Annotated in this window: 32 protein-coding genes and 1 pseudogene; 28 read left to right on the top strand and 5 right to left on the bottom strand. The window is 34.7% G+C overall.

What is annotated here, in order from left to right:
- From CN692_RS13365 to CN692_RS13270, 20 genes and pseudogenes are all read left to right on the top strand, one after another.
- Positions 1 to 1,071 (top strand): phage tail sheath subtilisin-like domain-containing protein, encoded by a 1,071-nt coding sequence (locus CN692_RS13365; protein ID WP_098119660.1) that lies wholly within the window; start codon positions 1 to 3, stop codon positions 1,069 to 1,071.
- 25 nt (positions 1,072 to 1,096) lie between these two features.
- A complete protein-coding gene (locus CN692_RS13360; RefSeq protein ID WP_257144030.1) occupies positions 1,097 to 1,531 on the top strand; it encodes a phage tail tube protein in 435 nt (144 codons plus the stop codon).
- Between the two features lie 40 nt (positions 1,532 to 1,571).
- Positions 1,572 to 1,967 carry a phage tail assembly chaperone gene (locus CN692_RS13355; protein ID WP_098119658.1) on the top strand — a complete coding sequence of 132 codons (396 nt, stop codon included), beginning with the start codon at positions 1,572 to 1,574 and terminating at the stop codon, positions 1,965 to 1,967.
- Between the two features lie 20 nt (positions 1,968 to 1,987).
- Complete coding sequence (locus CN692_RS26175; RefSeq protein ID WP_098119657.1) at positions 1,988 to 2,146, top strand: hypothetical protein; 159 nt, start codon at positions 1,988 to 1,990, stop codon at positions 2,144 to 2,146.
- 12 nt (positions 2,147 to 2,158) lie between these two features.
- Positions 2,159 to 3,919 (top strand): hypothetical protein, encoded by a 1,761-nt coding sequence (locus tag CN692_RS13345; protein ID WP_098119656.1) that lies wholly within the window; start codon positions 2,159 to 2,161, stop codon positions 3,917 to 3,919.
- Positions 3,919 to 4,533, top strand: coding sequence for a LysM peptidoglycan-binding domain-containing protein (locus CN692_RS13340; protein ID WP_098119655.1), 615 nt, complete (start codon positions 3,919 to 3,921; stop codon positions 4,531 to 4,533). Before CN692_RS13345 ends, CN692_RS13340 begins: the two co-directional genes overlap by 1 nt.
- Positions 4,530 to 5,447 (top strand): XkdQ/YqbQ family protein, encoded by a 918-nt coding sequence (locus CN692_RS13335; protein WP_098119654.1) that lies wholly within the window; start codon positions 4,530 to 4,532, stop codon positions 5,445 to 5,447. Before CN692_RS13340 ends, CN692_RS13335 begins: the two co-directional genes overlap by 4 nt.
- Positions 5,448 to 5,696, top strand: coding sequence for a DUF2577 family protein (locus tag CN692_RS13330; protein WP_098119653.1), 249 nt, complete (start codon positions 5,448 to 5,450; stop codon positions 5,694 to 5,696).
- Positions 5,693 to 6,121 carry a DUF2634 domain-containing protein gene (locus CN692_RS13325; RefSeq protein WP_098119652.1) on the top strand — a complete coding sequence of 143 codons (429 nt, stop codon included), beginning with the start codon at positions 5,693 to 5,695 and terminating at the stop codon, positions 6,119 to 6,121. Before CN692_RS13330 ends, CN692_RS13325 begins: the two co-directional genes overlap by 4 nt.
- Complete coding sequence (locus CN692_RS13320; protein ID WP_098119651.1) at positions 6,111 to 7,145, top strand: baseplate J/gp47 family protein; 1,035 nt, start codon at positions 6,111 to 6,113, stop codon at positions 7,143 to 7,145. The genes CN692_RS13325 and CN692_RS13320 overlap by 11 nt, the downstream gene beginning before the upstream one ends.
- Positions 7,135 to 7,674 carry a putative phage tail protein gene (locus CN692_RS13315; protein WP_179874439.1) on the top strand — a complete coding sequence of 180 codons (540 nt, stop codon included), beginning with the start codon at positions 7,135 to 7,137 and terminating at the stop codon, positions 7,672 to 7,674. Before CN692_RS13320 ends, CN692_RS13315 begins: the two co-directional genes overlap by 11 nt.
- Positions 7,675 to 7,688: 14 nt before the next feature.
- Positions 7,689 to 8,390, top strand: a complete 702-nt coding sequence (locus CN692_RS13310; RefSeq protein WP_098119649.1) for a pyocin knob domain-containing protein — start codon at positions 7,689 to 7,691, stop codon at positions 8,388 to 8,390.
- A 16-nt stretch (positions 8,391 to 8,406) separates the two neighbouring features.
- Positions 8,407 to 8,688 (top strand): hypothetical protein, encoded by a 282-nt coding sequence (locus CN692_RS13305; protein ID WP_098119648.1) that lies wholly within the window; start codon positions 8,407 to 8,409, stop codon positions 8,686 to 8,688.
- A gap of 2 nt (positions 8,689 to 8,690) precedes the next feature.
- Positions 8,691 to 8,831, top strand: a complete 141-nt coding sequence (locus CN692_RS26170; protein ID WP_179874438.1) for a hypothetical protein — start codon at positions 8,691 to 8,693, stop codon at positions 8,829 to 8,831.
- Between the two features lie 55 nt (positions 8,832 to 8,886).
- Positions 8,887 to 9,126, top strand: coding sequence for a hemolysin XhlA family protein (locus tag CN692_RS13300; RefSeq protein WP_098119647.1), 240 nt, complete (start codon positions 8,887 to 8,889; stop codon positions 9,124 to 9,126).
- A gap of 14 nt (positions 9,127 to 9,140) precedes the next feature.
- Positions 9,141 to 9,356: a hypothetical protein gene (locus CN692_RS13295; RefSeq protein ID WP_098119646.1), complete on the top strand. Its 216-nt coding sequence runs from the start codon at positions 9,141 to 9,143 to the stop codon at positions 9,354 to 9,356.
- A gap of 56 nt (positions 9,357 to 9,412) precedes the next feature.
- Positions 9,413 to 10,045, top strand: a complete 633-nt coding sequence (locus CN692_RS13290; RefSeq protein WP_098119645.1) for a peptidoglycan-binding protein — start codon at positions 9,413 to 9,415, stop codon at positions 10,043 to 10,045.
- Positions 10,005 to 10,466, top strand: a pseudogene (locus CN692_RS27320) (phage tail fiber protein). Before CN692_RS13290 ends, CN692_RS27320 begins: the two are co-directional and overlap by 41 nt.
- A gap of 232 nt (positions 10,467 to 10,698) precedes the next feature.
- On the top strand, positions 10,699 to 12,606 hold the full coding sequence (locus CN692_RS13275) for a hypothetical protein (protein ID WP_098119642.1): 1,908 nt from the start codon (positions 10,699 to 10,701) through the stop codon (positions 12,604 to 12,606).
- On the top strand, positions 12,603 to 12,926 hold the full coding sequence (locus CN692_RS13270) for a hypothetical protein (protein WP_098119641.1): 324 nt from the start codon (positions 12,603 to 12,605) through the stop codon (positions 12,924 to 12,926). Before CN692_RS13275 ends, CN692_RS13270 begins: the two co-directional genes overlap by 4 nt.
- A 46-nt stretch (positions 12,927 to 12,972) precedes the next feature.
- On the opposite strand, the gene CN692_RS13265 is transcribed toward CN692_RS13270, so the two are convergent.
- Positions 12,973 to 13,575, bottom strand: a complete 603-nt coding sequence (locus CN692_RS13265) for an SEC-C metal-binding domain-containing protein (RefSeq protein WP_257144029.1) — start codon at positions 13,573 to 13,575, stop codon at positions 12,973 to 12,975.
- 255 nt (positions 13,576 to 13,830) lie between these two features.
- Between CN692_RS13265 and CN692_RS13260 the strand changes: the two genes are divergently transcribed.
- A complete protein-coding gene (locus CN692_RS13260) occupies positions 13,831 to 14,301 on the top strand; it encodes a Panacea domain-containing protein (protein ID WP_179874437.1) in 471 nt (156 codons plus the stop codon).
- Positions 14,294 to 14,758, top strand: a complete 465-nt coding sequence (locus CN692_RS13255; RefSeq protein ID WP_098119638.1) for a hypothetical protein — start codon at positions 14,294 to 14,296, stop codon at positions 14,756 to 14,758. Before CN692_RS13260 ends, CN692_RS13255 begins: the two co-directional genes overlap by 8 nt.
- A gap of 209 nt (positions 14,759 to 14,967) precedes the next feature.
- On the opposite strand, the gene CN692_RS13250 is transcribed toward CN692_RS13255, so the two are convergent.
- The 4 genes from CN692_RS13250 to CN692_RS13235 all read right to left on the bottom strand — a co-directional run bounded on the left by CN692_RS13250 (position 14,968) and on the right by CN692_RS13235 (position 16,861).
- Entirely contained in the window at positions 14,968 to 15,426 is a 459-nt protein-coding gene (locus CN692_RS13250) for a hypothetical protein (RefSeq protein WP_098119637.1), read from the bottom strand.
- A gap of 421 nt (positions 15,427 to 15,847) precedes the next feature.
- Positions 15,848 to 16,123: a hypothetical protein gene (locus CN692_RS13245; protein ID WP_098119636.1), complete on the bottom strand. Its 276-nt coding sequence runs from the start codon at positions 16,121 to 16,123 to the stop codon at positions 15,848 to 15,850.
- Positions 16,124 to 16,441 carry a hypothetical protein gene (locus CN692_RS13240; protein ID WP_098119635.1) on the bottom strand — a complete coding sequence of 106 codons (318 nt, stop codon included), beginning with the start codon at positions 16,439 to 16,441 and terminating at the stop codon, positions 16,124 to 16,126.
- A gap of 225 nt (positions 16,442 to 16,666) precedes the next feature.
- The gene (locus CN692_RS13235) at positions 16,667 to 16,861 is read right to left on the bottom strand and encodes a helix-turn-helix transcriptional regulator (protein ID WP_098119634.1); all 195 of its coding nucleotides are present in this window, start codon (positions 16,859 to 16,861) and stop codon (positions 16,667 to 16,669) included.
- A gap of 129 nt (positions 16,862 to 16,990) precedes the next feature.
- Here CN692_RS13235 and CN692_RS13230 point away from each other — a divergent pair, with 129 nt between their 5' ends.
- The 6 genes from CN692_RS13230 (at position 16,991) to CN692_RS13205 (ending at position 26,032) form a co-directional block, all read left to right on the top strand.
- Positions 16,991 to 17,944, top strand: a complete 954-nt coding sequence (locus CN692_RS13230) for a ParM/StbA family protein (protein WP_098119633.1) — start codon at positions 16,991 to 16,993, stop codon at positions 17,942 to 17,944.
- Complete coding sequence (locus CN692_RS13225; protein WP_098119632.1) at positions 17,920 to 18,186, top strand: hypothetical protein; 267 nt, start codon at positions 17,920 to 17,922, stop codon at positions 18,184 to 18,186. The genes CN692_RS13230 and CN692_RS13225 overlap by 25 nt, the downstream gene beginning before the upstream one ends.
- 137 nt (positions 18,187 to 18,323) lie before the next feature.
- Complete coding sequence (locus CN692_RS13220; RefSeq protein ID WP_098119631.1) at positions 18,324 to 18,605, top strand: hypothetical protein; 282 nt, start codon at positions 18,324 to 18,326, stop codon at positions 18,603 to 18,605.
- 11 nt (positions 18,606 to 18,616) lie between these two features.
- Positions 18,617 to 19,039, top strand: coding sequence for a hypothetical protein (locus CN692_RS13215; protein ID WP_098119630.1), 423 nt, complete (start codon positions 18,617 to 18,619; stop codon positions 19,037 to 19,039).
- 2 nt (positions 19,040 to 19,041) lie between these two features.
- A complete protein-coding gene (locus CN692_RS13210) occupies positions 19,042 to 21,204 on the top strand; it encodes a hypothetical protein (RefSeq protein WP_098119629.1) in 2,163 nt (720 codons plus the stop codon).
- A 553-nt stretch (positions 21,205 to 21,757) separates the two neighbouring features.
- A complete protein-coding gene (locus CN692_RS13205) occupies positions 21,758 to 26,032 on the top strand; it encodes a S8 family serine peptidase (protein WP_098119628.1) in 4,275 nt (1,424 codons plus the stop codon).
- The last annotated feature ends 19 nt before the right edge of the window (positions 26,033 to 26,051 follow it).

The following is a 26,051-nucleotide window of genomic DNA, read 5'->3' as shown; positions in this document are numbered from 1 at the left end:
ATGCCATTACCAGAGGTTTATATTACATTTAGCCAATTGGCTTCTTCAGCATTTAAACGGAGTGAACGTGGGATACTAGCCATTCTGCTTAAAGATGCAGCTGGACAAGCGGGCGTTTACACATTAACAGACGCTACTCAAATTCCTTCAGGATTGAGTACAGCAAACAAAACATATCTACAACAAGCTTTTGTAGGCGGAGAAAATGCTCCTCTAAAATTATTAGTTCGTGTAGGTAATAGTGCTACAGAATCTGACTGGTCGGCATCATTAGCATGGGCAGAAACAGTCAAATTCGATTATTTAGTAGCCCCAACTGCCGTGTCTGGTGACTTAGCAACAATTAACACATGGGTTACTACTCAAAGAACAAACAATAAGTTAATTCGCTATGTATCCGCAAATAATGCTGCTGACAAAGAGTATATTTATAACTTTACTACAGCATCAATTACAATGAATGATTCGACTACTCCATCAACAGCTTCATTTTGTGCACGTATGGCAGGATTAATAGCTGGGACTCCGTTATCTCAATCAATTACGTATGTCCCCTTACTTGATGTGAAGAGTGTAGAGTCATTAACTAAAACACAAATGAATACACGAATCGATAACGGTGAGATCATTCTTTTCCATGACGGTGAGAAGGTTAAAGTAGCAAGAGGTATGACATCACTTAAGACATTGACTCCTACAAAAGGTTCAAAGTTCCAAAAAGTTAAGATTGTAGAAACTTTAGATCTAATTGCTAACGACATTCGTAAAAACATAGAAGACAATTACATTGGTAAAGTTCCAAATGGATATGAAAATAAATTACAGTTGGTTGTTGCTATTGGTAGTTATCTACAAGGTCTAGAAACAGAGCAATTACTTGCTCCAGATAAGAATACAGTTGAAATCGATTTGTTGGCCCAAAAGACATATTTAACTTCTCAAGGAATCGATACTTCAACGATGACAGATCAAGAAATTAAAGAAGCCGAAACAGGAGATCAAATATTCATTAAAATGGCAATTACAGTTCTTGATGCGATGGAGACGTTCAATCTAGCAGTATCAATTTAATTGGGAGGTGATTTAGTTGGAAAAGATGATTTCAGAAAAAGCAATATCCGGTACTTGGGGGGAAGCTTGGATTGATGGCGAAAAGTTCGGCGAAGTATACGGACTTCAAGCAAATGGCGACTTAGTTTTAGAAGACGTTCCGATGTGTGGAGTTGCTAGTGGAAAGGGCAAAAAGTTCACTGGAGTAGACTACAAAGGCTCTATTCGTTTCAATAAAGTGAATTCTAAATTGGTTAAGAAAATATCAGATGGCATTAAAGCTAGAAAAATTCCATACTTCACTATCGTATCGAAATTAGCTGATCCAGCTTCGTTTGGTGCTGAACGAGTAGCATTATACAATTGCTTGTTTACTAGTATCCCTTTAGCTGATTGGGAAGCAAGTAAACTAACTCAAAATGAAATGCCATTCGTATTTGAAGACCACGCGTTTTTAGATACTATCCAGGAAAGTAAATAACTAAGGGGGCATAAGCTCCCTTTTTAATTTGGAGGAAATCATGAATATTACTGATATCTTATTGTCTTTAGATAGTGACGATTTAAAGGTTCCAGAAACGAAAGTTAGAATCAAGCGTCTTTCGGAAGTTACTGAACAAGAAGTACTTTTTACATTACAAGCTATCAAACGAGAAAAATTATTCGAAATTACAGATTTGTGTACTAAGGAAGATGGTTCAGTAGATAACCAAGAATATCAACTTCAAGTAGTATTAAACGGGGTAGTAGATCCTTCTCTGAAGGACCAAAAGTTTATAGAGAAATTTAAATGCGTTACTCCATATGAGGTGGTTCTAAAATTATTAACTGCCGGTGAAATTACTCAAATATATTCAAAGGTTCTTGAATTAAGTGGGATTCAAGATACTGCGGTGGAAGAAATTAAAAAAAAGTAAAAGAATGCGGTTATCATGAAATGATGTACTATTACTGGAAAACAAAAGGCGTATTCCCTTCTGTATTCAAACGAATAAAAGATGGTGAATGGCAAATCATTCGGGCTTTTTATGAACTTGAAATCGAGGAGAGAAACCAATTTCTTAGTAGCGGAGCCTTTCCGGTTATTCCAGTATAGGAGGTGGTTTAAGTGTCAGATGAAAGACTTGGTGCCGTCATAGAAATAATCGATGATGCTAGTAGACCGATGGATAATATTCTCCGTGTTGAGAAAGCATTAGAAAAGCAAACTCAGGAACTAGCTAAGATGTTCGGTAAATTAAACGAAAATTTAAATGTTACTAGAACTGTAAGCAATGCTGAAAGAGACCTAGCAAGACTCCAAAGACAAGTGTCAACTACTGAAAAAGTGTTAGGTGGATTAAGAAAAGGTGTAAACATTGCGATTAAAGTAACGGACTTAGCCACTAAACCAATTACCTCAATCGGTAAAAAACTTTTTTCTTTAAACGGGATGATTGCTGCAGCTGCTACAGGGTATGCTGCACAAAATGCTGTGAAAAGCACTGTAGGCCAAGCCCTTGAGTTTGATTTAACTAAAAAGCAATTGGAGTATGTAGCAAAAAATAGAGGTTTAAACGGAAAGAATATCATGAACCTTGCTCAGCAAACGTCATTAACTTCCATGTTTAGTCAAAAGGAAATATATGATACTTTTGCAGGTATGCTTAGTTATGCTAAGAAAGATAATCAAACAAAACAATTGACGGATATGGCCCAGTTACTGGCTTATACAGATCCCATGCAGGGGATGAGTGGTGCAAAGGTTGCTATTCAGGAGTTGTTAGGCGGAGATGCAAAGTCGCTATATATGCGATTTGAAAAGATACCTAAAGAAGTAGCTGACAAATTAGCTACCTATGCAGATAAAAACCCTATAACTAAAGGTAATAATCTAGACGGTTTTATTAAACTTTTTAACGACTCAATGAAAAGTACTGGGTACGATAAAAACTTTGTTCATGCGATGGAATCAACTTCATATGGTAAGTACTTATCATCTATGGAAAATATACAAACTGTACTAAGGAAAATAGGTGAAGCAGCACTACCAAATGTGACAAGAATGATTGATAAGTTTAATGCGAAAATGAATAACGGAGGAATTGAAAAAATCTCCAAGTTATTTGGTAAATTAAGTCTTAGTATTTCTAAAGTAGCAGATAGAGCGTTAGATGGTTTGATTAAAAATGCTCCAAAAATCGGAAAAAAATTAGACAGTATATTTACCTCATTTAGTAAAACAGTAGACGACTTGTTATCAGGTGAAAAGAGCTTTGGTGGCGCAGTAAATGAATGGCTTGGTAAAGGATTAGATGCCTTGAATAGTTTTGTTTCAACAAATCAAGCTGCAATTACTGCAACAATGGACACTTTCACAGAATACATTATCGGCGTTCTTCAAGCGCACACAGGAGATTTTGTTTCAGCAGGAGCAGGGATAGGTAAAGCAATCCTTGATGGAATACTCCAAGGCATCGGAAACAAATTGACTAGCATACCTGGATTAAAACAGTTGGGACAGCTATCTGAATGGACAGGGAAAAGTGATAATATTGTGGCCAAGGTTTTAGGCGGTGGACTACAAGCTTACGATAAGCAAAAGCTTAAAGACCAACACATAAAAGATTCCCAGAGAATGCACCGGCAAGCAAGAGCTATTGGGGGGACCGTACAGAGAGATAACACTCCGACCTTACTTCATAGAGGTGAGGAAGTTAAAACACAACGAGAAGTGACTAGAGATAAGTTTTCTCCTAAGTCTTCAGGTGTTGTAGTTAATATGTACGGAACTACTATTAGAGAAGAAGCTGATATCGATAAAATTGGTAATGGATTCTTAAAGAATCTTGTAAAACACAATGTTTCATTTGGGGGTGCGAATGACTAATGGAATTTTGGTTTATTGATGATAAAACTAAAACAAAAGTCCAATTACCAGTGCCTCCTCCTAATTTTATGAATGAAGTGGGCAAGAACATAAACATTTTAAACATTGCTGACTTTGGTGAGTATTCAAGACCTGGAGATACTAAATTAGCGCGACTGGGTTTTAAATCTATTTTCCCGTCAATTAGGTACTCTTGGGTTAAAGTAAAAACAATAACAAAGCCTTACGATCTTGCAACGCGATTTGAAAACTGGTCAGAAAAAGGAACTCCAATTCGCTTCATGGTAACAAGTACAAACATTAATCGTACATTCCTAATTGAAAGCTTTGTGTATGGAGAGAAAGATGGTTCAAGTAGAGATGTCGAATATGAAATACAACTTGTAGAGTATAGAGTACCTGTAATTAAAACGGCCTCTAAAAGCAGTTCTAAACCTCGGCCATCTAGTTCACCATCAAGACTTAAAACATACACAGTTAAAAAAGGGGACACATTGTGGGACCTTGCTAGGAAATATTATGGTGATCCATATAAGTGGAAAAGCATTGCTTCCCTTAATGGTGTTAAAAACCCTAGAAAGCTCCAAATCGGCAAGGTGTTGAGGTTGCCATGAAAATATATATTGGGAAACAAGAAATTAAATATACAAGACTGACGTGGAGCGGTTCAAAGTACAGCGCTGCTAGACAATTGGAATTCTCTATACCCTCAAATTTCCCATATAGCATTAGCCAAGGGAATACTCTTTTACTAAAAGAGGGCGATAGCACATTGTTTGAGGGTTTTGTGTTTAGAAAAGAGAAACCTCGACAGGCTAATGAAATTAATATCTTAGGGTACGATTCATTAATCTATCTGTTAAAAAGCGACGGATCATTTAACTTTAAAACAACTACATTTTCTACAGTAATCAGAAAAACATGCGGCGAGGTTGGAGTGTCAGTAGGTTCTATTGCAGATAGTAATATAAGCTTCAAATTGGAACCAATGATAAACGTGAATTTGTATCAGATAATCATGAGTGCATGTAAAGAAGTTAAGAAGAAAACAGGAAAAGTGTATCAACCCGTTATTCAAAAGGGGAAGTTGAACATAGTTATTGCAGGTTCAATCATTAAAAACTTTGAATTAGCAGAGGGTAGAAACCTTACCGATTCTACTTATTCAGAAACAATAGAAAATGTAGTGAATAAGGTAATTATTGTTGATGATAAAGGGAAAAAAATCGGGCAAGTAACAGGAGACGGGCTATCAACTTGGGGTACTTTTCAACAAGTATACGAAAAAGAAAAAGGAAAAAATTCTACAACAGAAGCAAAAGCTATGTTACACGGGTTAGATCGCGAAGCTAATGTGGAGGGTTTAGGTAATGTAAGTTGTATAAGCGGAAGAGCTATAACAATTAAAGACACTAAGACAGGTCTAAAGGGTGTATTTTATATTGAAGAAGATACACATACAGTTGAAAATGGAAACTATACTATGTCCCTTCAACTGAATTTTAAAAACATACTGGAGGAATCTTAAATGAGTTTCCCAGGATTAATTAATTTCATTCAAGAAGTTAGTAAACAAACAAATATGAACTTTGTTTTTAGCGGAGAAGTGACTTCAGCTTCACCTTTAGTAGTTAGAACAAATGACATTGATTTAGATAAAGAAGAATTAAAAATAGCGACAAGTGCTAAAAGTGGACTTGCTACTGGTGACGAAGTACTCCTAATAAAACAGGGTGCTTTTTTTATTGTAGTCGCTAAAGTGGAGGAAGTTACATGAGTATATTTCCATTTGTAGATGATACAGAAAGTACTACTAGCACTGAAGAGCTTCCTCTTTATAAAGAATGGGCATGGGATTTTGATTTAAATGATTTTAAATTGAATAATGGAAAATCATATTTAGTTGAGGGAGAAGAAGCTATTAAAATATGGGCATATAAGGCGCTAATCACAGAGCGTTTTAAATACACTGTTTATTCATGGGACTATGGGTCAGAGCTTAATAGTTTAATTGGTAGTGGTTTCTCAAACGAAGCAGTGGAAATCGAAACCGAACGTATGATAAAAGAAGCTTTATTAGTTAATCCGTACATCACAGAAATAACAGATATAAGCATAACTGCAGAAGATGATGTAGTGAATATATCATTCACATTAGGTACGATTTACGGTGATACGGAGGTGAGTACAGTTGCAACTTAAAGAAGACATCATGGCACGAATGTTTGCTGCAATATCTAATGATTATGACAAAAGTGAGGGCAGTATTATTTATGATGCTGTAGTAGCAGTAGCAAATGCTATTGAAGACAATTCAATCGAGACGGATAACTTTTTAGATCAAGTATTCCTTGATACTGCTACAGGAGATTACCTGGATAAAAGAGCGGGGGAATTTGGAATATACCGTAAAACAGGGACGTTTGCTACTACTAATTTAACGATATTAGGCACAAACGGCACTGTTATACCCGCAGGCACTAGGTTTTATGCAAATGATACCTACTTTACATCAACATCAGATATAACAATTTCCAGTGGAGTAGCTTCAGTTTCAGTAACATGTGAGGTTGCAGGTGCGATTGGAAATGTCCCTGCAAATACAATTGTTAACTCAGTTAATAGTATCAATGGTGTTACTTCTATTACTAACGCTTCAGCTGTTACAAACGGGACTGATGATGAATCAGATGACTCATTAAGAGTGCGTTGCTTTGCGCAAATCCAGTTACCTTCAGCGAGTGGTAATATAGCAGACTATACAAAATGGTGTACTGAGGTAGTTGGAGTAGGTGCTGTAACTGTAATACCGATTTGGAACGGGAACGGCACAGTAAAGTGTGTTCTTGTTAACTCAAATATGAGAGCAGCTGATAGTACGCTTATCTCGGCAGTACAAGCCAATGTGGAAGCTAAAAGACCGATTGGCGCAACCGTTGCGTATGTAAGTGCTACAGAACTTACTATTAACGTTTCAGTAGACGTTGATTTAGCTAATGGCTACACATTAGCTCAGGTACAAACAAATCTTATTAGCTCGTTAACGGATTATCTAAAATCTGTTGCTTTGAAAACAAGTTCTATTAGCTATGCAATAATAGGTTCGAAAATATTAGCAACTCCTGGAGTAATCGATTATCGATCACTAACCTTAAACAGTGGAACTGCAAATGTGTCAGTCTCAAATACTCAAGTTGCGGTGGTGGGTGCAGTCAATGCTACGTGATAATTTTCCTCGATTCTATGAAAATAGTGGGACTATGTTAGCTCTATGGTCAGCAGAAGAAAATGAGATTGATATTTTACAAGCTAATTTAGAATCTACTGTTAATCAGATGTTTATTGATTCAACTGATACAGATATAACCAGATGGGAAATGATGTTTGGGCTACCCATTAGACCTAATATTCCTCTAGCAGATCGTCAATCAACAGTTAAAGCAAAAATAAGAGGAATAGGAGTTGTAAATGTAGCTCAGATAAAAAGGACCGCAGATGCATTTACAAACGGGAATGTTCAAGTAACTGAAAAGGCATCGACCTATGAATTTGAAATTAAATTTACTGCAGTTAATGGCACCCCTCCAAATATGGGTGACCTGCAGGATGCGATTAATCAATTGAAACCGGCCCATTTAAATGTGATCTATGTTTATGCGTACAGGACTTGGAATAAGATCGACTTAGTAAATTATACTTGGAATCAGGTTGATGCACTTGGTTTAACTTGGGACCAATTTGAAACACTTCAATAGAAAGGAGATAAGATATGCCAACAAATACACCTAATTTAAGTATTCCGAAACCATTAGGAACAGAGTTTTTTAATCGAACGAACCTTAATGCAATTTTAGATGCGATCGATGTGGGAGCGCCTAATTGGGTAAAATCATATGGTATAGGTGATGTAGGAAAAGATGTTTCAGGAACGAATTTAAATAATATAGACGTTTCAGGGGTTTATCAAGGCGGAACTTTAACTAATGCGCCTTCTCCTTATAATCAAGGTTATATAATTCATATGAAAATGAGTAGTATTTCGAGAAAACAATTGTTCTTTGTTATTGACTCGAATGTAACATTTCAGCGATTTATGTTATCGGGCGTTTGGACTCCATGGTATGAAATCCTTACAACTGATACAAATTACATTGATTTTACATTGCAAAATGGCGCGACAGAATTCAGCGTAGATAGACGCCCTGGGTATATGAAATCTGGAAAAACCATCACTATCAGAGGAGCGGTAAAGAACATATCAACTAGTAGTGTGATAGTTGCAACTCTGCCAACTGGATACAGACCAGTAGCGGAGTTTTCATATACCGCAACAACTTCTACTGTTTCTAATAAGTCGAGATCAGCAAGAATAAGTGTTGCAACTAACGGAGAAATTCAAATTCAATATAATATTGATAATGTTTATAACGTTGGTGACATTTATTATCTTCAAACTAGTTTTACATTATAAGTTAAGGAGGGGAACAATGAAACAAGTTTACCGATTTGACGAAAACGGAAAATATATCGAACCTGTTTTACTAGGTGATGATGAAGAAATAGAAGAAGATTGTACAGAAAAACCGTTGCCTCAACCAAACTACAGACCTATTTTTAATGGTTCTGAATGGGTGGAAACAATCACGCAAGAAGAACTGGACGAGATGTTAAATAGACCACAAGATAAAACAGAAATTGAGATACTTAAAGAACGATTAGCACTTTCAGAAGCAGCAATAGACTTTCTTATTATGAACGGAGGACTTTAATCATGGCAGGATACTTAGCAATGAGAATCGAACTAGGAAAACTTGATTACGAAGCAGTAGTTACAAAATACCCTCAATTTAAATCAGAGGTCGATGAAATTTTAATTAATGATGGATTTCATCAATTAATCATAGAGCAGTAAAATGAAGCACCTAAAGAATAGGTGTATTTTTTATGCTTAAAAGGAGTTGAGTCGATTGGAACCAAACGAAAAACTAGCTGAAAAATTAGATGATATCAAAGACAGACTCATCGTAATTGAAACGAAAATGACTATGATCAATGGAGTCGAAAAAGATTCAACTGAGGCATTACAAAGTACAAGAAGTGCTCACAAACGTTTAGATGGCATTGAAGGTAATATAACGTGGCTATGGCGAACAGTTGTTGGCGGATTGATATTGGCCACTATTACTTTTTTACTAAATTATAAATAAAGGAGAGGTTAGATATGAAATTAAGTAAATCAGCTATTTTACCAATTATTTCAGTAATTTGCTTATGTATTGCCACTATTACAGGCCACCAAATTTCTTCTGATGTTCAAGATCATATTGCAGCAGTAGCATCTGTAACTATCAGTGCAGTTGTTTCAATATGGGGAATTGTTAAAAATCATCAAAAAGAAAATGATGCGAAAGCAGTAGAAGAAGAAAAAGAAGAGTGAAGCCATCCTTTTAGGGTGGTTTTTTATATTATTTCAAATAAAAAGGAGACGATCGTATGACTGATGTAACAAAAACTTGTAGAGATATTAATGAGCTTTTACCAGTTGCACAAAAGGCAGTTAAATTATTTCTTGAAGAATGTAAAAAAGAGAATCTAGACATTTTCATTACAGAAACATATCGCTCGCAAGAAAGACAAAATTACCTTTATTCTTACGGACGAACAAGAGAAGGTGAAAAAGTTACTTGGACAAAATCTAGTAACCATACGGGGCGTTTAGCGTGGGATATTGCTGTAAATAAACCGAAAGATTTATATGATTCTTCAACATTGAAAAAAGCAGGGGAAATTGCGAAAAAGTTAGATATTACATGGGGTGGTACTTGGAAAGAAGCTGATAATCCACATTTTGAAGTAAAAAAGGATTGGGTAGCACCTAAAATTACTAAGCCTAATACTGCTATTAAAGCCGAGGTCATTGAAAAGGACATTGTTCCTTATCCTGGTAAACCTTTAAAAGAAGGCGGCAAAGGTAAAGACGTAGAGCGTATTCAACGTGCAGTAAAGGTAGATGTTGATGGCAAGTTTGGTCCTAAAACTGAAAAAGCAGTGAAAGAGTATCAAAAACGAAAAGGTCTCACTGTAGATGGTGTTGTTGGTCAACAAACATGGAGTAAATTATTTTAAGGGGGGATTTATAATGGCTAGTAATTTAACAAACTATGCACAAGCAAAACTGTTAGACCACGTTCTTGGTACAACTGCTTTCACAAAACCTACAACGATTTATGTATCTTTACACACAGCTGACCCTACAGAGACAGGTTCAACTGCTGCTGAAATCGTGGGTAACGGTTATGTAAGACAAGCTATCACCTTTGCGGCAGGTACAAATGCTGCTGGGATTGCAACCGCTCTAAGTAACGGTGCTGATGTACTATTCCCAGCAGCTACTGCTTCTTGAGGTACGATTACTCATATCGGTATCAATGATGCTGTATCCGCTGGTAATATGTTGTTATATGGTCCAGCATCAGCAGCAAAAACAATTGCTTCAGGTGACCAATACCGTATCAAAACTGGCCAAGGCTCAGTTACATTAGGTTAATCTTATGAATTATTATCTGGTTAATAAAACTGGGGATGGTACAAAACAGAATCCGTTTAGACCAGGGTTGGAGGGGGACATATCTTTTGTATGTTCCCCTTTAAACAATAACCAGTATCTAGTGGGTACGGTTGACCCTGTACCCTTAGTTGAGATTGTAGATTTAGAAAGTTTTTGCACATTAAACGGAATACCTTTTTCTGACGTCTTAAAATGGTTTGTAGGTGATTAAATGGCTATTAAAGGACGGACGGGCCTAACTAATATATTTAACGGTTTGGCGGACGATGATTTTATACAAGTACCAACGTTTCTTTTTAATTTTCCTTTTTACGGGACCGATTACAATACCGCATACGTTGGATCAAATTCATATTTAACGTTTGGTAGTTCGTCGATTGCGTTTGATGGGTTTGGTTTTACATCTCAAAAAGGTTTATATGTACAAGCTAGTGACCGAGCCGACATATGGGTTGGATATGTTTCAACAACGGATTATACCCGCATTAGGTGGGAGGGCGGCACTTTCACCGACGGCAATTATCCGTATGATTGGGAGGTAACTCTTTTTAAAACAGGAGTTGTTCAATTAGATATTGGGACATTGCCGAACGACACGCCTAATAATAATTTTATAACTAATGGTTTGAATGATTCGTCAGCGGCCAATTTTACTAATAACGTTAGTAATAGGACGATAAGGTTTACGCCAAAAAACACCGCCTCAAACGGATATGATATTTTATACGATGCTGCAGAGTACCAAATAACAAATACTTTATTTAAGGACACGTTCACAGATACCAACGGAAAAAGTTTAAGCGCTCATACCGCAGACGTAAACGGTACAGGAAACCCTTATGTCTTATCGGACTTCTCTAATGGAGTTTCTTCAGCTACAATAAACGCTAGTGGTCAAGGGGTAATTACAAACGGCGATTCTTTTGCAGTTGTTGACGTAGGACAAGCCGACGTTACTATCCAAGCAACCTTAATATCGACAGGCGCTGCTCAAATCGTATTTAGAAGAAATACATCAGCCTATTTCTACGCTGAATTTGATGCTGGCGGAGTATCTGTATTTAACGTTATTCCAAACACTAACTTCATATCAATGGGTAGCGCCAGTTATGCGGGAATATCTTCTGGAGCCTTGGCTAAAGTAGTTTTGACTGGCTCTACCATAGATGTGTATATGAACGGTACAAAAGTTCTAACCGTAACAAGTGCCGTTAATCAAACTGTAACCTCTCATGGTATTGGTTCAGGAGTGGGAAATACCGCATTTGATAATCTACAAATAGATAGTCCAGCAGGTGGAGGCGGTACAATTCAAGATGTGACATTATCCTTATCGGCAAATAGTAGTTTTTCTCCTATCCCAAGTACTACTTTATCTGGAGCGATTAATTTTTCCGGAGATTCCAGTATTACTCTGCCTGGAGGAATAATTCAAAGTACTGGTTTATCTATGTCTGCAGTCAGTTCTCTAATGTTAAATTCAAGTGTTATTACAGAGAGTTCGATTAATATGAGCTCAGACAGCTCTTTAACTGCAATTCCAAGCGTTATATTGGATGGAAAAATCACTTTATCTGGAGACACTACCCTAACGATAGCAGTTGGAGGAGTAGTCGATGCTACAATATCTTTCTCCTCAGACAGTAATTTATCAGTTGTACCTTCAATACTGATAGATGCTGGAGCGATTTTATCTGCTGCTTCTGATATGTCGGTCAATCCATCGCTACTAGTTGGTGGAGGTATTGGATTAATAGCAGATACCCAACTAACAGTTACACCAGATATCATAGGTTTGGATATTTATCTAGTTCTCTCTGCTACATCCGGAATGAATGTGGTACCAAGTGTAATCTTAGGAAGTGGTTTAAATTTATCTGCGGATGCAAGTATAAGTGTTAATCCTTCATTATTAGCCAATGGATCGACCAGTCTATCCGCATTGTCTAATATGTTGATAAATGGTGAGGGGTTTAATCCAAATAACGTTATTTCATCTTATGTATATTTAGATGGCTCAAGACAGTTAATCGTACAACTAGAAGGAAAAAGAAAACTAATCATTAACTTAAAAGCTGAAAGAGTTCAAATGGTAAAGTTAAACGGGGTGATACATTGACTTCCTTAAAGCAAAACTTCAGTATGTATGCAGGTGATTCAAAGGAAATCGTTGTTTCAGTAGTGGATGAGAACGGAGTTGCGCTGCCTTTATCTGGAGCAACAGTGAAATGGATATTGATGAATAACGATTCCAGTATTACTAAAAATACGACAAATGGGATAACATTAAGTGGCTCAGATATTCATATAAAATTGGATCCAGCAGATACACTTACATTAACCGGATTATATGAGCATGAAATAGAACTAACTGATTCATTAGGAAATGTATCAACAGTAACAAAAGGAACGGTTAATGTAATAAAAAGCTTAATATAGGAAAACCCTGTTACCTTTTGGTAGCAGGGTTATTTTGTATGTAAAATTATTGACCGTGACATCGTTTGTACTTTACTCCACTTCCACATGGACACGGTTCGTTTCTAGTTACTTTATTAGATTTAACAGGAACCTTTACATTAATTCTTTCTCCTTGTTTTCTATTTACTTCAACATTGGAATTTGTCTCGTAAATGTTATTAATAACTTGATTAACTTCAATCTTTTGATTATAAACTGATGCCTTTTGTTCATCATTTGGCATGATCATTTGTATTATAGTTAGAATAACTGCAAGCCAAGTAGTAAAAGTTTGGTTTTTTGTAAGTTCAAACAAAGATGAAAATTGGGGTGTTTCATTATCAATTTTCTCTTTTACTTCCTCTGGTGTTGAATTATTTTGTTGAGCATCACGCAAAATTGATGCAAATATTATTAATTCTTCGTATGTTCTTTGTGGTGCTTTTAATATTTCAATTGCATTGCCAATAAAATTAAAAATACCGTCTGGTATGTGTCCTGTACGACCACAACTTGGGCAAGGACCAACAGTGTTTCCTAAAAAAGATGCGTTCATTGAATTTTCTACATAAACACCTGAAGAAAATATAGTTCCACAAGTGTCGCAAATTGCAGGCATAACTGGCATAATCAACTTCCTCCTATACATATAGCTCGTCTACTGCTGAAGCACTAAAATAAACAGCAATATTCATAATTTGGATCATCCTATTAGATTTACCTATTCGAAGTTATTCTGTTTTTTATTAAGAATTCCTTCTTAGTCTTATTAAGGTAAACGGTACAGTGAAGTAATTATTACAAACACATTACAAAATTCCGAAAAATATATTGACTTTATGTACCGAATTCTCCATTATTTAATTACAGGGGAGGGATGGAAATGGTATATTCAGCGTTAGAAGTAGCTAAATGGTTTTTGGTTCGCAATAATGCAGCAATAAACGAATTTGGCAGTGAAAACCTGACCCATTTAAAATTACAAAAACTTATGTATTACGCACAAGGTATACATTTAGCTTATACAAGTGAAGAGCTTTTTTCAGATGAATTATTCGCTTGGGAACATGGTCCTGTTGCTCCAAGAGTATATGAAGAATATAAAGGTAACAGAGAGATACTTTTTAAACCAACAGAGGACGACTTAAATATTTTTAAACACGTTCAATCTAAAGAAGTTACAAGAAATGTTTTAGAAGTTGTGTATGAACATTACGGTAAATATTCAGCATGGCATTTGAGAAATATGACACATGATGAAAGACCATGGTTAGAAACACAACTAAATGATGTAATTGATAAAGATTTAATAAGAGAATTCTTTGAAGCTGAAGTGTTAGAAGGAAATGAGTAAACGTATAAAAGAATTAAAATTAAAACCTAAAAAAGGTAAAGGGATTAGTATTAAAGATGAGTTAGAAAGCTTTAAGCCTACTCATATTAAATTTAATCTATCTTTTGTAACAAGTAACAATGAGTTTTCTTTTTCTAATACTTCATTTGAGGATCACCATAAAGTAAAACTGATGGATAGAATTTTTGAATTATCTACAGAAGAGTATGTTGTAATAGCAAATCGCCCTAAAAATATTGCTTTTGAATTTATTGATTCTAGTAGTTTTATTAGGGATGTATCTTATAATAAGATATTTGATAAGGCTGAATTCAGAAAAAAGTCTAACGATAAGTTTGCTGTTTTTAGATTATATCCGAATAATAATCCGTTACCTACAAGGATTATTGGTAAAATAGTAAATAAAATTTTTTATGTGATGTACATTGATTTAAATCATAAAATGTATAAAGGATAAAGCCCTGTTTCTGTTTGGATACAGGGTTATTTTATATCCCCATGAACACGATTAACAGACAATTAGACACAAATAAAAAAGACATCACCAAAGTGATATGGTGCATGTCTTTTGTAATAGTAGGAGTTAATTTATTATATGCTTGTATTATTTTTCTGGAACACATATTGCACCTTCCTTAATTAGAGTTCGTTAGTTTTACAAGAATTTTATTGTTGCTTATCTAATAATCCAAAATGAAGTATTAATTTGTAATAACTTAAGACAATTATATATGCAAAAAAATAACTTATTGCTGTGTAATATATAGTCCACCCATTTCTATAAATCACCTGTCCTTTACATAAAGCCCAGAACTCAATTAATGTAGTTATCAATGTAAAGAAAACAATGGCAATAATAATATTTAACTTCTTAAAATAAATAGAAATTATATATAAACAGCCTAAAATTGGATAAAGTCCAAGATTGAAAGGAAATGCTGATAAGGATAACTCATTATTTTTAATTTTTAAGCTCCAATAATAATTAAACCCCCAGGTATTTATGATGAAAGCTATAGCTACACAGATAGGTATAAAAATGATCATTATTTTTGGAACTTTTATTACTAAAAGTAACCCAAGAAGCCAAGGTAAAATAAATCCCCATAAAATATATATGAGCATGTAATCCCGCCGTTCAGTTTTTTAAATGGTTATATTTTAACCTTTTTCTTATGCAATTAAACTGTCATTTAATATTATTTGTTTTGCTTATGTAAAAAGATAAATCCCAAAATACAAAGGATAATATGCTTACAATAATGATACAAAGTAATTCCATTTAGAAAAGCCTTCCATCGTTTCTATTTCCTTTTGTCTTTTCATAACACATATTGTTTTTATTTTGCTCGGCAGATATACTACTGAAAGACAAACTTGATGATTAAAATAAAAAAGAAAACCTCGATCTAAAGGTTCTCTTTTTTTTGGGAAATAATTTAGGTGATATTGGCAAAGAAGATCCGCTCAATACAATATATGAAATTAAAAGCAAATAGATTAGATTTTCTACCTAATCACTGTTCTAAATTTGAAAATTTATTGATTAGTTTTTATCCCCAGGAACACTTAAAGCTGATTCCCTCACAACTCCATTTTCAATTCTCAATGCGATCGTTCCAATCCATCTATCCATATTAGGCACCATTTCAGCACCTTCCAGCTGACAAGAAAAGCACCTTATATGAACCGAATCCTTAGAATCCTTACTGATCACTGGGCAAGCGAGAAGATTCCCAAGCCGTTTTAGTGCAGCTTCTTTTTCCATGCCAACTATTTCTTGTTTGATGATTGATTCGTAGTAGTTCTTTAGTGGGAACATTTAATCACCTAGTTGTATATTTTCTTCTCTATCATCTATCTTGTTATTATCTTGCAAATTCGTCACTAGAAGTATAATAGCAGTTAACATGTGTAAAATCATCCCTAAAAAAGGAATCCATCCTAATAGGCACGTTATAATTCCAAACTTACTTCCAATAAGTTTTAACCCTCTATTACCAGAAGCCACAATTGCAATTATGTGAAGTACTAACATAATTAGTAATGCTGAATAGTGGCTACTTATTACTACTAAGCCTCCGATTAAAGGAATCGCTAAAATACACTCACAAACTAGAGTAAGCCATCTCCAACCCATATAAAAACCCCATTTCAAAATATTTCTTAATAAAATATGTATATTCTATTTAAGTACAATCTTTCCTTTAAATGAAAAAGAGTGTATCTACACAAAAATATATTCTACTTTCCCTCAAGTGTACTGGCAATTTTCCACCTTTTTAGGCATACTGTGAAACATACGGAGATGTTTCAAGGCATGTCCAATAAAAGAAAAGAGGGCCTATCTTAATGGTAGGTCCTTTTATTCGTCTAGACTCCAAATGTCTTCTACTTTTAGATCAAAAAATTTTGCTATTTTAAGAGCTGTTTCAATATCTACCTTTTGTTTACCTTTTACAATTTTACTAATTGAAGCATCGCTAACATCTAGGAATTCTGCTAATTTTGTTGCGTAAATATTCCGTTCTGCAAATATAACTTTTAGGTTGTTTTTCAAATAAATCACCTCTATAAAACATTTCCACAAAGTATAAATATTTCCTGTTAGTAAAAATTTTTCTTGGTACAGGCAAAAGTGTCAGACATTTGTCATACACTTTATTAAACAACCGAGAGGAGGAAGAAAATGAAACTTGTAAAGCTAGATTTAGGGTACGGCTATACAAAAGGAGCGTGTGAAAAACAATCTATCAAGTTTCAATCTGTAATAGGTGAGGGAAAGGAACTATTTGAGGGGCAATTTAAAGAAGGTGATTTAATTTATGATAATAAATACTTCATTGGAGATTTAGCAGTTCGTCAAAGTGATGTGTGTTATTTTTCAAAACGTGAAAATAAAGCTGAAGCAGTAACAACTGAAATTTTAGCTAAAGCAGCATTAGGTGTTTTAAATCCTCATTCAGACTCATTATTAGTTACTGGTCTACCTGTTGATTTCTACTTTCAACAAAAAGAGCATTTTAGTAACTTCTTATTAAAATTAAATGAAGCTTCAACGTATGAAATTAATTTATTTGATCAGTCAATAGTAGCTAAACCTTTTATTCATCAATTTAAAATTGTTCCACAACCTTTAGGAAGTGCAATGGATTATTTGTTAGATGATAAAGGAAACATTGCAGTTCCGGAAGCAAAGCAAAGAATACTGATTGTAGATATTGGCTTTTACACTTTAGATATGTTGATTCTAAATGCAATGGAAATAGATAAAAAGAGTTATAGTTCAAATGAATTGGGTGTTTCAGTTGCGTATCGATATTTACAAAAATTAATTAGAAACAGTTTCAAACAAAGTCCACAACTGTATGAACTAGACAAAATCGTACTATCTGGAGTGTATGAAGGAAAAGATATTGGACCACTAATAAGAAAGGCATTTGATATTTTGTCGACTCAAATTAATGAAGAAATTGAAAGTTTAAATATGAATTTCCAAAAGATTATTTTAACTGGTGGCGCTGCTAATTTTTTAAACGTTTTATTGCCGAATACAATTACTCTTCCTAATCCTCAATTTGGCAATGTGAGAGGGTATGGAAAGATTGGAAGAAGAGTATGGAAAGAATCATCCTTAGATTAAGAAAAAAGAAAGATGAAGATTTAAGAAAGGCAATTGAAAAATATTTAGCAGATCCACAAAATGAAATGAGTGAATTAATAAGAAATGCTTTAAGAGCTTACTTATTCCAGGAAGAAATTCCAAACAAAAAAGTGGGATTAGTAAATATCCCACATGAAGAAGTTGAAATTGAATTAGATGTAGTTGAAAAATCAGATACTGAAACATTGAACGATTTAGATAAATTATTAAACGACTTCTAATATCCTAAAAAATCCCCAATAGCTTTTAAAACCGCAACAGCAGATCCACCAATAACCATTCCCCAACCTAACTTAACTAATGCTGGCATAAGTATCACTCCTTTACTTTAGTATTTACCGAAGGGAGAAGAAAACACATGGAAATTATTAGTAAGCTTCAAAAAGGAATACATGACGGAATATTTTGGTTAGCAGATAAAACTGGCCACTTTTTAGGTGATCACATTTTACACCATGTTTCAAATGGTGCCACTGGTTATGCAGTCGTTAAAGCAGCTCCATATGTTTTATTAGGCATGAAATTCAGTTTTATAATTATGGGTATAGGTTTTATCTTAATTTGTTTCGGAATGCCTAAAACAGCTATTAAGTGCATTGGCGTAGGTTCGTTATCATATATCATACTTTCGATAATTTAGGAGGGCTTACGATGAAAACAGAAGTGATTAAATTTAGTGATTTTATGGATGGATCTTGGAAGTTACCTAAAGAAAAAAAGAGTGCAATCCCAATGATTGTTGCTCCTATAATTGCTTCATCATTAGCGTTTTCAAGTAAATTAGTATCTGCTGCATCTAACAATATTGTTATTAAAGATGTTATATCTGCTAGTGCTGGGATAGGAGACAGAGTAGCCCATGCGTTTGACCCATTATTTCAAGCTATTTCAGGTTTTGCTTATCCTGCATGTTTCTTTACCATCTCTGCTGGTTGCGTTTTGATTATGATAGGTCAAAAACATAAAGGATTAAACATGATTAAATGGGCTGTAGTAGGATTTATTGGATTACAATTCGCTCCGGGTCTTATGTCGATTGTTATGGAAGTAGGAAAAGCGATTAAGGGGGCTTAAGTATGAAACACTTTCAGCTCATCCCAGATAGTAAATTAACAAATGATAAAGTGGACCATCTCACTCAATCTTTAAACCAATACAAAACACCCTATCAACGTTATAAAGATAAAGAGCAAAATTTCTTCTCATACGAAATCTACATGGAGAAAAATAAAACATCATTCAATCTCACTACAAATAATGGGATGGCAGAACTTGCTGAAAAGTCTCTGCTTTCCTCCTTTCCAAACATCACAGTAAAAGCAGTAGATGATCCACTTAATAAAATTAAACCAATTGCGATGAAAAGCATGGATTATAAGAGTCATTATTTTCTTTCTGTAAAAGTAGATAGAAGAACCGATTGGCTAGTTTACTTATTAGAAACACTCAGTTTAATGAAAAAGAATGAAAAATGCTTAGTTCAAATCCTATGTGTTCCACTTCATTTGGATTGGGGTGTCGGAGTAAAAGAAGGGTATGAGGGTTTTAAAAAAGGGGAGCTTCCTCATAAGTTTCATTTTAATAAGAAGGAAGTGGCAAACTTAACAGCTAAAGGTGTAGCTGGAGTTATATTAGGTGCTCATAATACCATGGTCGAACTAATGGGGTTCACACCAGATAAGCACGATATTTTCGCTTCTGATAGAGCAAGTATATTAACAGATGGAATGTTACGCGCAGAAACGCAACAGAAAGCCAAATACGGAGGATATAACGTTAGGATAAACATTTGTATTGAGTGTGAGGAGAAGCGTAATGCTATCCTAATGAGAGCGATAGAAACGGCCTTTAATGTGTTTGATGGGGATAACAAATTACTTCCAAGTAAAAGAAATATTAAATACTTTGAATCAATGAAAAAAAGAAAAATAGGATTACTGCAATCAAACTATATGAGTAGTTTAGAAGTTTCGAGATTGATGTATCTTCCTGGCTCAACACTACAAGAAAAATATGGATTGGAGAGGATTACTATGTCAGAAACAGTTATTCCTGCAGCAGTTACTAAAGGCGGAATGTTATTAGGTTCAAACACTTATAAAGGAACAGAAACTAATATTTATATGCCCGTTAAAAATCATGATGAATTATGTTTACCTTATTGCGCTATTGGCGGAATGGGGCAAGGGAAAACAAATGGGTATGGAGCTAATAAATTAGTTGAAGCTGTACGAAATGGATTTGGTGCATTAATAATAGATCCTGCTAAAAAAGAAGTAACAGAGCAAATTACAAAAGTTCTTAAACCAGAGGAATACGAAATTATTAATATCAAAGAGTTAAAACCTTCATTTGATTGGTGCGAAGCTAAGTACAGCGAGGATAGTAAAACGATTATCCAAGATACAGTGTTATCATTCTTTGAAGACACTCTAGAGGATACAGTCCAAACTGAAAGGTATTTAAGAGCTTTTGTCATTGCTATGAGAACCACTAAGATGAGTGAGCTATTTAAGATTATGGAAGACAAAAAGTATTTGAAAGATGCAATTAAAAGAATGCCAGAAGGACTTCATAAAATCACTTTAGAACAATATGAAAATGAAAAAGATGGCATGAGAATGAAAATAGTAAGACCAATTTACAATCGATTAGATATGATTATGGGCGATCCGTTTCTAAACGAATGCTTCCAAGGTGAAAATGAATTAGATTTTGTAAAAATTCTCTGTCAGAAAAAAGCTTTTGTTATTGATGTAAGTAAAATGGATGGATTAACACCTAAACAAATTAATATTATTGGTAATTTACTAATGACTAAGATTAATTTAGCCATGCAGATGAGAAAAAAAGAAGATCAATTACCATTCTTTGTAATAATCGATGAGCCGCACCAATTTAATAGAAGTGCTACTTTGTGGAAAAGCATGGCGGTAGAGAGTAGAAAATGGCGAGTTAGTTTTACATGGTTATTCCACTATTGGGAACAGATTCATAAAGATGCTAGGTTAGCAATTAAAAACGCTTTGCCACATTATCATCTTTACCCGACATCAAAAGAGACTTGGAAAGCATTTTTAGAAGAAGTTGCTCCATTTAATTTAGAGGAATGTATGAAGTTAAAAAGATTTCATGCAATTAATATTTTAAGAACTGGTGGAGAGAATACAGTTCCGTTTGTTGCAAATATGGCATTACCTCCTGTAGAAAGGTTAAAAAAAGAGACTCCTGTACTTTAGGAGTCTCATGATACCATCGGTGATACCGTTTTTCTTTTTCGTTCAACTATTTAACCATCTATATACTTGCGAAAACCTTGATTTAATGCGGTTTCGTCATTGCTATTCGCATAGTAATAGTCGAGATGGAAGGTTCAATTGGTTAATCCATTGAATAAAGATAAACCCTGTTGCCAATTGGTAGCAGGGTTTTTTTGAGGATAAATTTTATCTTAAATGAAGTAATAGGAAAAGAACCATTGGATGCATTTGTTTTGTTTTCAGTGGTTCTTTTAGTCGTGTTAATAATTGAAAGAATCATGTCGAGTTCTGTTAAAAGTCCTCGAATTGTTAGCATTTTATGAGAATATTGACCTTAAAATAACACGCCTTCATACGATTGAGAGACATAATAATTATCTATATAATTCGAATTGTATGAAAAATTGAATGGAAGTAATTTCAATTAGAAATAGCTAAGCTTCAAAAGAAGTAATTAGTAACCGGCAATTTCAAATTGAGCCATTCAATTTTCCTCATCATTATTTTTATTATCGAGGAGTGGATTGAAAGGATGAAAAAGAAATTAAAAAAAGTTTCAACCGTTGCTCTAGGAGTAGGATTAGCTTCTAGCAGTTTACTAGCTTCATATTTGAGTACCTCTTCTAAAGTCCATGCAACTACGACAACTCAAAAAGTTATAATCAGCAATTCACCACTAGAAAATTCATCTAGAAGTTTGAATCAATCAGAGAAATTACTTAATAATTTAACTCCTGAGCAAAAGAAAGCTCTAGTAAGCTTACAATCAATTAACGATACGGGCTTACACTTAGCACCAAATATTGACAAAAATAGTTCAGAGGAAATCTCCATCATTGTTGAATTTAAACAACCTACATCAAAAGCCGCTGTATTAGAAGCAGCAACAGAAGGTAAAGTTTTAGACGAAAAAGAAGCAGATCAACTAGTAAATGATTCACATGCTTCTTTTAAAAATGATTTAGCAAAAGTATTTTCAGCAAGTGGAGCTAAGAAAGCCTCTACATACAAAGTGAATCGTACGTTTAAAACAACATTTAATGGTGTTTCGATGAAACTGCCTGCAAATCAAGTTGAAAACTTACTAAAATCCGAAACTGTTAAAGCGGTTTATAGTGATGTAGAAATTAATGCAGAACCGGCAGTTCAGACTAAAGATATTGCTCCAGAACAGATGGGGTTGGGAATGGCTGATGAGCGCTCTTATTTACAAGTGGACAAGTTACATGCTGAAGGTCATACAGGTAAAGGAATTAAAGTTGGAATTTTAGATACTGGTATGGATTATAACCATCCGGATTTAAAAGGAGCCTTTAAAGGTGGATACGACTTTGTAGATAATGATAATGATCCAATGGAAACGACATACGAAGATTGGAAGAAATCAGGAAAGGTAGAAAAAAACTCAAGTGGTAATACATATTACACTGAACACGGTACGCACGTTTCAGGAACAATTGGCGGTCGAGGTGCAAATAACAGTAAATATGCAACAACAGGTATTGCCCCGGGTGCTGATTTATATGCATATCGTGTATTAGGTCCATATGGATCGGGTGTAACTAATGGAATTATCGCTGCACTTGATAAAGCGACTGAGGATGGTATGGACGTTATTAATATGTCATTGGGCTCCGCTACAAATAATCCGATGGATGTTTTAAGTATAGCGGTAAATAATGCTGTATTAAATGGGGTCACAGCAGTTTTATCTGCAGGTAATTCTGGTGATGGGATGTATACGTTAGGTACGCCAGGTGCTGCGGCATTAGCAATTACTGTTGGTGCAAGTGATGTACCTCTTACTGTGGCAAACTATAAAGGGACAATAGACACAGTCACAGCAGATTTACGTGCAATGGCGCTTGGGTATAAAGATGATATCAAAAACCTAAAAGGACGATTGCTTCCAGTTGTTTATGCAGGAATGGGCGCAGCAGCTGATTTTACAGGAAAAGATGTAAAAGGAAAAATTGCTCTAATAAGCCGTGGGAATAATATTCCACTTGTTGATAAAATTACGGCTGCAAAAAATAATGGTGCAACTGCGGTGCTTTTATTCAATGATAATGCAGCAGAGGGACATATTCCTGCTTATTTAGCTGAAGGACAAAATTACATTCCAACATTTTCATTAAGCAATGTGGACGGATTAGCATTAAAAGAGAAGGTAGATGCTGGTAAAACTAGTTTCACTTTTGGTGAGATGAAGGAACTAAAAACCCAAGGTGATAATTTGGCTACATTTAGCTCTAGAGGACCTAGCCTAACTAATTATGATATAAAACCAGAAGTAGTTGCACCTGGAGTGACGATGATGTCTACGGTTCCATCTGATGTGGTAAACGGTGATAAAGGAGATAATTATGATAATGCTTATGCACGCTTATCAGGCACATCAATGGCATCTCCAGTTGTTGCTGGTATATCTGCACTTTTACTAGAATCAAATCCTAATTTACAGCCATCTGACGTTAAAAGTATTTTAATGAATACTGCAGATTCATTAAGCAAACCATATAGTGTTTTTGAGCAAGGCGCAGGACGTGTGGATCCATATGAGGCGATTCATTCAACTATAGAAATTACAGTTAAAGATAAAACAAATACGATTGAAAATGGAGAAACGAAAGTAATTAATGAAGAAACAGGTGGACTTAGTTTCGGGAGAGCAGTTTTAACAGGAAAAGACATATCAGATTCGCGTTCCGTAAAGATTAGTAACAACGGGGAAAAAGCTAAAACATTTGATGTAAAAGTACAATATCAAACAGATTTAAGAGGATCAAAAGACGCAGAGAAAAACGGAGTTAAGGTTCTAACTGAAAATTCTATAAAAGTAAAAGGGAATAGTAGTAAAAAAACATCCGTGTTTTTATCGATTCCAAAAACCGCCGAAACAGGCATCTATGAAGGCTATGTAATCTATACTAACAAGAATAACCCAGCGGAAGTGTACCAAGTACCGTTTGGTGTAGCATATGAAGAAAACAAATTTGAAGCATTCGACATTTTAGGAACGCATGCAATTGCTGCAAACTCCACTTTTGATCAAAGTGTATTTTCAGTAAGCGGTTTTTTTGTGAACTTTAAATTAAAAGGACATGTAAAACGAATTGATTTCTTATATTTGGATCCAAAAACTGACAAAATCTTGGGACATTCAGGGTATGTTAGTGGAACTGGCCTAAATCCCAATACAAGCTATAATACGGCAAACCTAGGGTTTAGTACACCATTTACAGGTGATCAAAGTAAGCCGTTTTCTTCTGACCCTGGATATATGTCATCTCAATTTGATCATTTTACAGAATTTATTAAACATGGAAACTATAAATTTAGGGCAATTGCAACAGATGATCAAGGGAATACATTTAATTCAGACACTTATTTATTTGTAGATAATACTGCGCCAAAATTTAATATCACTTCTCTTCCTCATGGTGTTTACGAATATGAAGATGGACAAAAATCAGTTCTAGTTACGGGATCAATTGACGAAGACAATATTAAAGCGATGAATGAATATGGCTTTGCTAAGGATCAAACTGCAAATAAAGTAGCGTTTTATTATAATAGAGATTTACTAAAACCAGACAAAACAGCAAATACTGCAAATGGTAATGTTCCTTTAAATCCAGATGGTACGTTTAATGCGATGATGCCAATTGATGATACGATCCCAATTCTTCCAGTTCGTTTCTTTGGTGTAGGTGTATCAAGTGCAGTTGATTATCCGAACGCACAAGTAACCTATTTTGTAAAAAAAGGAACTCAATACGTAGCTGCTAAGCCAGATTATGTTAACCCAACGATGGGAGAGACAGTTACTTACACACTAACAGCAAATAATGTTAAAAATTTAAATGATCAAACATTTACTTTTGATTATTTAGGGAAAAATTTTGAAATAGAAAGTGTATCTGTTCGTCCGGAATTGCTGAAAAAATCATCTAACGTACAGTTAGAACATAAAGAATTAGTTAGTAATGGAGAGCTGAATAAACATAAGATACATGTAGCAATAAATAATCCAGATGGCATAACTGAAACAACTCCAATGGTAGACGTTAAAGTAAAAGTAAAGAATGAAGAGTATTATGAAGGGATTTTACAATTACAAAATCTTACTTCTACTTATGTAAATACAGATAAAGCGGAAATTTCGGTACCTAGTTTATCGGTAGAATCTTATGTGAAACCATCGTTCTCACAATTAACATTTTCTCCTATTGCTGAAGGATTACATTACACGTTTGTTGGAAACCACGTAGACATGAGGGATTATACAAATATAGGTGCGACTGCATATGTTACCGATTCTAATAACAAAGTATACAATGGTTCTGTAGTTTCTAATCCTGTTACATCATCTATTTATGGGACATACCTATGGCCTAAAGCAACAATTAAGCTGCCTGTCACAAATAAAGAAATGATGTTCACTATTCATGTGCCAGGTCATTTTAAATATAGTAGACCAATTACATTGTTTAAACAAGCGGGTGATCAGTATCGTGGTGAATTGAACAATATGTATGGTGAAGTCCAATTAGAAGCCGGGGATGTGAACGGTGACCAAGTTGTTGACGTTATGGATGCAATTTATATGCAAACATATTGGGGTACGAATAAGCGTGCTACGGATATTAATTTTGATGGCAAGGTTGATCTGACCGACTTTGCGTTTATTGAAAAAAATTACAAGTTAAAAAATCCATCAATGACGAAAGCACCAGAACCTAAATTAAAATATAAGGGTATGACAATAGACAAAATAAAAGCAGAATTAGAGAAAATGGAATAGTATTTATTTTAGAAACAAA

This window comes from Bacillus sp. AFS002410 (genome assembly GCF_002556365.1).
Taxonomy (GTDB): Bacteria; Bacillota; Bacilli; order Bacillales; family Bacillaceae_G; genus Gottfriedia.
This window is presented reverse-complemented; position numbering and strand designations above follow the sequence as displayed.

What these genes read in the sequence shown, in the direction of transcription:
- CN692_RS13215 (WP_098119630.1), top strand. Translation starts at nt 18,617, where the DNA reads ATGAAAACAGAAGTGATTAAATTTAGTGATTTTATGGATGGATCTTGG.
- CN692_RS13250 (WP_098119637.1), bottom strand. Translation starts at nt 15,426, where the DNA reads ATGCTCATATATATTTTATGGGGATTTATTTTACCTTGGCTTCTTGGG.
- CN692_RS26170 (WP_179874438.1), top strand. Translation starts at nt 8,691, where the DNA reads ATGGCAGGATACTTAGCAATGAGAATCGAACTAGGAAAACTTGATTAC.
- CN692_RS13230 (WP_098119633.1), top strand. Translation starts at nt 16,991, where the DNA reads ATGAAACTTGTAAAGCTAGATTTAGGGTACGGCTATACAAAAGGAGCG.
- CN692_RS13305 (WP_098119648.1), top strand. Translation starts at nt 8,407, where the DNA reads ATGAAACAAGTTTACCGATTTGACGAAAACGGAAAATATATCGAACCT.
- CN692_RS13255 (WP_098119638.1), top strand. Translation starts at nt 14,294, where the DNA reads ATGAGTAAACGTATAAAAGAATTAAAATTAAAACCTAAAAAAGGTAAA.
- CN692_RS13275 (WP_098119642.1), top strand. Translation starts at nt 10,699, where the DNA reads ATGGCTATTAAAGGACGGACGGGCCTAACTAATATATTTAACGGTTTG.
- CN692_RS13290 (WP_098119645.1), top strand. Translation starts at nt 9,413, where the DNA reads ATGACTGATGTAACAAAAACTTGTAGAGATATTAATGAGCTTTTACCA.
- CN692_RS13330 (WP_098119653.1), top strand. Translation starts at nt 5,448, where the DNA reads ATGAGTTTCCCAGGATTAATTAATTTCATTCAAGAAGTTAGTAAACAA.
- CN692_RS13205 (WP_098119628.1), top strand. Translation starts at nt 21,758, where the DNA reads ATGAAAAAGAAATTAAAAAAAGTTTCAACCGTTGCTCTAGGAGTAGGA.
- CN692_RS13335 (WP_098119654.1), top strand. Translation starts at nt 4,530, where the DNA reads ATGAAAATATATATTGGGAAACAAGAAATTAAATATACAAGACTGACG.
- CN692_RS13240 (WP_098119635.1), bottom strand. Translation starts at nt 16,441, where the DNA reads ATGGGTTGGAGATGGCTTACTCTAGTTTGTGAGTGTATTTTAGCGATT.
- CN692_RS13210 (WP_098119629.1), top strand. Translation starts at nt 19,042, where the DNA reads ATGAAACACTTTCAGCTCATCCCAGATAGTAAATTAACAAATGATAAA.
- CN692_RS13220 (WP_098119631.1), top strand. Translation starts at nt 18,324, where the DNA reads ATGGAAATTATTAGTAAGCTTCAAAAAGGAATACATGACGGAATATTT.
- CN692_RS13245 (WP_098119636.1), bottom strand. Translation starts at nt 16,123, where the DNA reads ATGTTCCCACTAAAGAACTACTACGAATCAATCATCAAACAAGAAATA.
- CN692_RS13315 (WP_179874439.1), top strand. Translation starts at nt 7,135, where the DNA reads ATGCTACGTGATAATTTTCCTCGATTCTATGAAAATAGTGGGACTATG.
- CN692_RS13310 (WP_098119649.1), top strand. Translation starts at nt 7,689, where the DNA reads ATGCCAACAAATACACCTAATTTAAGTATTCCGAAACCATTAGGAACA.
- CN692_RS13225 (WP_098119632.1), top strand. Translation starts at nt 17,920, where the DNA reads ATGGAAAGAATCATCCTTAGATTAAGAAAAAAGAAAGATGAAGATTTA.
- CN692_RS13325 (WP_098119652.1), top strand. Translation starts at nt 5,693, where the DNA reads ATGAGTATATTTCCATTTGTAGATGATACAGAAAGTACTACTAGCACT.
- CN692_RS13295 (WP_098119646.1), top strand. Translation starts at nt 9,141, where the DNA reads ATGAAATTAAGTAAATCAGCTATTTTACCAATTATTTCAGTAATTTGC.
- CN692_RS13365 (WP_098119660.1), top strand. Translation starts at nt 1, where the DNA reads ATGCCATTACCAGAGGTTTATATTACATTTAGCCAATTGGCTTCTTCA.
- CN692_RS13355 (WP_098119658.1), top strand. Translation starts at nt 1,572, where the DNA reads ATGAATATTACTGATATCTTATTGTCTTTAGATAGTGACGATTTAAAG.
- CN692_RS13265 (WP_257144029.1), bottom strand. Translation starts at nt 13,575, where the DNA reads ATGCCAGTTATGCCTGCAATTTGCGACACTTGTGGAACTATATTTTCT.
- CN692_RS13260 (WP_179874437.1), top strand. Translation starts at nt 13,831, where the DNA reads ATGGTATATTCAGCGTTAGAAGTAGCTAAATGGTTTTTGGTTCGCAAT.
- CN692_RS13340 (WP_098119655.1), top strand. Translation starts at nt 3,919, where the DNA reads ATGGAATTTTGGTTTATTGATGATAAAACTAAAACAAAAGTCCAATTA.
- CN692_RS26175 (WP_098119657.1), top strand. Translation starts at nt 1,988, where the DNA reads ATGATGTACTATTACTGGAAAACAAAAGGCGTATTCCCTTCTGTATTC.
- CN692_RS13360 (WP_257144030.1), top strand. Translation starts at nt 1,097, where the DNA reads ATGATTTCAGAAAAAGCAATATCCGGTACTTGGGGGGAAGCTTGGATT.